We start from the raw sequence: 5,184 nt of genomic DNA, 5'->3' as shown, positions 1-5,184 counted from the left end.
CCGCGGTCAGCTTGTCCCTGGCTCCTGCTCCGCGAGCCCTGCGTCGATCGGCCCCACGTTGTCGAAGGCGTCCACGCTCACGCAACTCGTCCAGAACCGGCGCCGGATCGCCGACAGGGCAGTCCAGCCCCTCCTGGGGCATCCCGGTCAGTACTACCGCCCCTCCAAACAATCGGCGGGGCTCGGGCCGCCTTCGGCCTCCGATGCGCCAGCGCACCCGTACCGCCCAGCAGTTCTTTCGGCGGCGAGCTCGTCCTTGCTGATGTCGGGCGACAGCCGGACCGTTGGGGCGGCGTAGTAGCCGCGCTCGATCTGCAGCCGATGGGACGTCGCCGACCGGTACGAAGGCGCGGATCGTAAAGGGCAGTGGTCGGCAGCGGCAGCCGGGCCAGGTCGTCGATGAGCGACACGCGATGCCGGGCACGGTGCCGCGGCCGATGTCCTCGGTCGGTACCTAGACCTCATCTTCCAGGAAACCCACGGGCTGGTAAGGGCACGTCTTGAGGCTCGGAAAGGTTCTGTTGGCTGAGTAATCATCGCCCATCCTGCGCACGGTGTCGTTCCTTGTCCGAATGCCTAGGGTCGAACGGCCCCTTCTGTGATTTGGATCCGTTTTCTGAACGAGGTAAAAATAGGTCGAGTTGCGCGGCTGTCGGCGCGATGGCCGGCACATGGGTCACTTGCTCGCGTGATGGACGAGTGGCGGTCGAGTGAGAGCGAGGCACACGGGTGGACAATCTCGTTGAAGCGCCTGCTGTCGGGCCAGTCCGTCCGGGAGGCCGAGACTATGGCAGTCAATCGTGGGCACGACCTTCAAGGACCATCGGGCACGGCCGTATCGAGACCGTTCCTATCGCTTCGCTGATACTTACGGACACACCGAGTACGAGCGGAACGGACCCGGAACACGTCCTGCGCCTGGCGGAAGTCAAGGAGGGGCTGCCGCCGATCCTGGTTCAGCGTTCGACCCTGCGTGTCCTTGACGGCATGCACCGGGTTAAGGCCGCGATGCTGCGCGGCGATGACACCATTCCGGTCCAGTATTTCGAGGGCAGCGACGCGGAGTCGTTCGTGCAGTCCGTGCAAGCGAACGTAGCCCACGGGCTTCCGCTGTCGGCCGATGAGCGGGAAGCGGCCACCGAGAGAATAGTTCGCATATACCCCGACTGGTCGGATCGAGCGATCGCTGCAGTGGCGGGCCTCAGCCCTCCGACCGTCGCGGGCATCCGTCGCCGTTCAACTGAAAAATCCTCGCAGTTGAACAGGAGAGTGGGGCGCGACGGCCGCAGGCGCCCCGTGGACGGAGCGCCCGGGCGGAAGAAGGCCGTGGACATCATGCGGGAACGTCCGGAAGCGCCACTGCGGGCGGTGGCACAGGAGGCGGGGGTCTCCGTAGGCACCGCACACAACATACGCGCGAAACTCCGCAGTGAAGCAAAGGCGGATGCAGACGGGCCCGGCCGGGAACGTAAGGACACGGCAAGGAAGAAAGGCGCTCCCGTACCGTCCGGGGAAACCACCGCTGGCGCGGCGCCGCAGCCCGCAAAAGCTCAGCAAACCCAGCGGCAGTTGCTGAGCAGCCTACGCGGGGACCCTTCCGTGCGGATGACCGAGAAGGGCCGTCTTCTGCTCCAATGGCTCGGCATCCTCACTCTCGACGCCAAGGAGCTACAGCAGTTCGCCGACTCCACGCCTGCCCACCAGCTGCTCTCCATGGCCCAGCTCGCCCAGGACTGCTCCGCAACCTGGCAGCAACTGGCCACCGAACTACACCGGGCGGTCCGACGAGGCCCGTGAAAGCTGCCCCGGTAGCGCGCCGGCCGCGAGCCGGACGGTTCGCAAACCGGCCGTACGGATGGACGGGAACAGCCGGTGGGGGTACGGCCAGGATGCGCATTTTGCTGGCGCCTGCTCCCGGATGACGGGCACCTCGCAGGTCTGGTGAGCGGTCCGGGCCCGGCCGCCGGATCGGCGACACCACCTCGTCCCGGCCGCCGCGCGGCCCTCCTCCTCCAGCGCACCCGCGACACCGCGGTCCGCACCAGCGCCCGCGAAAGGTCGCCAACCTCATCGACGTGGTCGAGCAGGAGACCGCACCGCAGATCGATCTGCCCGTCGCACGAGCCCGACAGTTCCCGGCAGCCGCACAGGACAGAGACACCGCCGCCGCCCGTCGGCTGCTGGCCCTGGCCGCCGACCGCGGCGACGACTACGAGCTCCACATGGACGTCCTTCCCAGCCTGGCCATGGAGACAAGCGTGCCGATTCTGCTGGACCAGCTTCGAGTGAATCCGCACCCTGGTGGAGGCGATGACCGGGCACGTCCGCGGTGACGGGGCACGGTTCCGTCCGCAGTGAAGCGGTGAACGACGTCGGGGGATGCTGTGCCACGTGGGGAGTCCAGGCCCCGGTGCCCCCACGCGACAACGCCCTGCCGGGCCCGGGGCGGGTCCTGGCTGACCGTCGCTCACGTGCTCGGGGCCGGGCGGCCGGGTGTGGCCCGATCTGCTAGAGGGTGTCTGAGAAGCCCCGTTCAGGGCAGGGCCCGTGCTGTGCGGTGCAGTAGGAGCATGATCGTGGCCAGGTAGATCGCGTTCTCCTGGCTGGCGGCGAGGTACTCGTAGTCTTTGGAGAGCCTGCGATAGCGGCCCAGCCAGGCGAAACTACGCTCTGCTACCCAGCGGCGCGGGACCACCGCGAAGAGCGGTACCTCGCGAGGTGGGGCGTCGGCCCTGGCCCAGGTGCCGCGGAAGCCGCCGTCTTTGCGTTGCACGATCTGGAGGGTGATCCCGGTCTCTTCGCGCACCCAGGCCAGGAAGTCCCGGCCCCGGTAGCCCTGGTCCGCCCACAGGTGCCGCAAGCGGGGGAACTTGCCGACGCACCGGGCCAACAGCACCGCGGCACCATCGCGGTCGCTGACGTTGGCCGGGCTGACACAGACGGCCAGGACCAGACCGAGCGTGTCGACCAGGAGGTGGCGTTTGGTGCCCGGTACCTTCTTGGCTCCGTCATACCCATGCCAGCCACCCCGCTCGGTGGCCCGGACGCTCTGGCTGTCCAATACCCCGGCACTCGGGGTGGCTTCACGCCCCTGACCAGTACGTTCCCGGGCCCGCAGCACGGCCAGAATCTCTTCCCACCGGCCCTCGAGCCGCCACTGCCGCCAGTAGTGATAGACCGTCTGATACGGCGGGAAGTCGTGCGGGAGCAGCCGCCAGGCACAGCCCGCCCGCACCCAGTACGCCAGGGCGTTGATGATTTCGCGCCGCGGGTGCTTGAGCGGGCGGCCGCCCGGCTTCGGCGGCGGCACCAGCGGTGCGAGCACCGCCCACTCGGCATCGGAAAGGTCCGTCGGATACGCCCGCCGACCGGTCATCCCCGCCTCCCCGAAGTGCAGGAACTACCAAGTCACCTGCCCTGAACGGGGCTTCTCAGACACCCTCTACTGACCTTCCGGTCGTGTTGTCGCGGGGGCTGACGAGTGGTGGCCCCAGTGGTACGCCCGGACTGTGAGGTATCCGCAAGGTGGTGGGCTGACGGACGAGCGGCGGCGGTTTCGCGAGCAGATCCGGATGGAAGCGGCCGACATGTTCGCTGCTGGACAGGACAACGCAGGGGTAGCGAGAGAACTGCGGGTCAGCGTGCGGTCCGTGCAGCGGTGGAGACGGCGCTGGCAGGACGGCGGCCGGTCCTCCCTGCGGTCCTGGGGCTCGCCGGGAAGGCCGAAGTTGAGCGAGGCCCTGTTCGCGGTTCTGGACCAGGAGTTGGCCAGAGGGCCGGTCGAACACGGCTGGCCGGACCAGAGGTGGACCCTGGCCAGGATCAAGACGCTGATCGGACGCCGGTTCCACAAGACTCTCTCGCTGTCGGCCATAGCGGAGATGCTGCACCACCACGGCTTCAGCCACCAGGTCCCCGCCAAAAGGGCCCTGGAGCGGAACGAGGAGGCGGTCACCGGGTGGGTGAAGGACACGTGGCCGCAGGTGGAAGCAGTGCGGCGGCGCTCGACGGCTGGATCGTCTTCGAGGACGAGGCCGGCTTCTCGATGACGCCGCCCACCTCCCGCACCTGGTCCAAGCGCGGGCACACCCCGGTCATCCGGGTCAGAGGCCGGTCCCGAGGCCGCGTCTCGGTAGCCGCCCTGTGCTGCTACAAGGCCGGCGAACGGTCCCGCCTGATCTACCGGTACATCCTCCACGATCCACACGGCGGCCATACCAAGGACGGGCGCCGCAGCTTCTCATGGACCGACTACCGCGACCTGCTCAGCATCGTTCACCACCAGCTCGGCGCCCCAATCACTCTCGTTTGGGACAACCTCAACACCCATCGCGCGGCGGGCCTTCGTGACTTCGTCGCCGAGCATGACTGGATCACTGTCTTCCAACTTCCGTCATACACGCCCGACCTCAACCCCGTCGAAGGCATCTGGTCCACATTGCGGTGCAGCCACCAGACCAACACCGCCTTCAGCGACCCCAGCCACCTACTGAGAGTCCTCCGGCAGGGCCTCCGCCAGATCCAATACCGCAGTGACCTCATCGACGGATGTCTGGCAGCAACCGGCCTCGCTTTGACGACAACACGACCGGAAGGTCAGTAACTCCCTCTCGGGTTCACGTCCAAGCATCCAGGGAAGCTAGCAGAAAGGCTATCTGACCTGCGAAAATGCTGGAGTTAGTTCAGTCAACGGTTCATGAGCGCACAGCCGGTACACCACTGCGACGGCGGCCCACCGCCGCTGCCCCCGCACCCAGAACGCGGTGGCCGCGGCCCTGCCGCCGGCCGACCGCATGGAGTTCTACCGGGAGATGGGCGAGGCCGACGAGACCGAGCCGCTGGGCGTGCTGCGCCGCTGGTGGCTGCGGGCCGCCACAAGATGAAGATGGCCGGCCCCCTCGGCCTGCTGCGGCCAGCGGCTCGGTCTCGTCGGCGAGGGCCTTTCGAATGCCGATACCGGACGCCGTATTTCTATCAGTTATCGGCCGCATTCTCGCCGAGCCGGATCCGATTTCCGGCCACGACCCCGGCGATTCACGTTCAACTCTCAACGGTCGTACGAAGCAGTGCTGACGGTGCGATATATTTTTTGGCGCCACAAAGGTTATGATCGTTCGTCAGGTCGACAGTGACCGACCCGATGGGCCGGCGTACCGCGCTTGACGCGACGCCCGGCAGGCAGGC

The 5,184-nt window shown here is 67.4% G+C and carries 4 protein-coding genes and 1 pseudogene; 3 read left to right on the top strand and 2 right to left on the bottom strand.

The features are described from left to right. A pseudogene (locus ACZ4QV_RS42245) lies at positions 1–208 on the bottom strand (hypothetical protein); the annotation flags it as partial. Between the two features lie 1,397 nt (positions 209–1,605). On the opposite strand from ACZ4QV_RS42245, the gene ACZ4QV_RS42240 reads away from it, so the two are divergent. Both ACZ4QV_RS42240 and ACZ4QV_RS42235 read left to right on the top strand, forming a co-directional pair. Beyond that, complete coding sequence (locus tag ACZ4QV_RS42240) at positions 1,606–1,797, top strand: hypothetical protein (protein ID WP_358975158.1); 192 nt, start codon at positions 1,606–1,608, stop codon at positions 1,795–1,797. Between the two features lie 278 nt (positions 1,798–2,075). After that, positions 2,076–2,333, top strand: a complete 258-nt coding sequence (locus ACZ4QV_RS42235) for a hypothetical protein (RefSeq protein ID WP_467764541.1) — start codon at positions 2,076–2,078, stop codon at positions 2,331–2,333. Positions 2,334–2,533: 200 nt separating this feature from the next. On the opposite strand, the gene ACZ4QV_RS42230 is transcribed toward ACZ4QV_RS42235, so the two are convergent. Then, positions 2,534–3,376, bottom strand: a complete 843-nt coding sequence (locus tag ACZ4QV_RS42230; protein WP_467764540.1) for an IS5 family transposase — start codon at positions 3,374–3,376, stop codon at positions 2,534–2,536. 133 nt (positions 3,377–3,509) lie between these two features. On the opposite strand from ACZ4QV_RS42230, the gene ACZ4QV_RS42225 reads away from it, so the two are divergent. After that, positions 3,510–4,603 (top strand): IS630 family transposase gene (locus tag ACZ4QV_RS42225; protein WP_467764539.1). Its coding sequence is split into 2 segments (ribosomal slippage): positions 3,510–3,953 and positions 3,956–4,603, totalling 1,092 coding nucleotides; the frame shifts between segments, so codons are not numbered across the junction. Positions 4,604–5,184 lie beyond the last annotated feature (581 nt).

Source organism: Streptomyces sp. NPDC026394 (assembly GCF_055567735.1).
This window is presented reverse-complemented; position numbering and strand designations above follow the sequence as displayed.

Excerpts from the sequence above, each read along its gene's own strand:
- ACZ4QV_RS42230 (WP_467764540.1), bottom strand. The coding sequence starts at position 3,376 with ATGACCGGTCGGCGGGCGTATCCGACGGACCTTTCCGATGCCGAGTGG.
- ACZ4QV_RS42240 (WP_358975158.1), top strand. The coding sequence starts at position 1,606 with ATGACCGAGAAGGGCCGTCTTCTGCTCCAATGGCTCGGCATCCTCACT.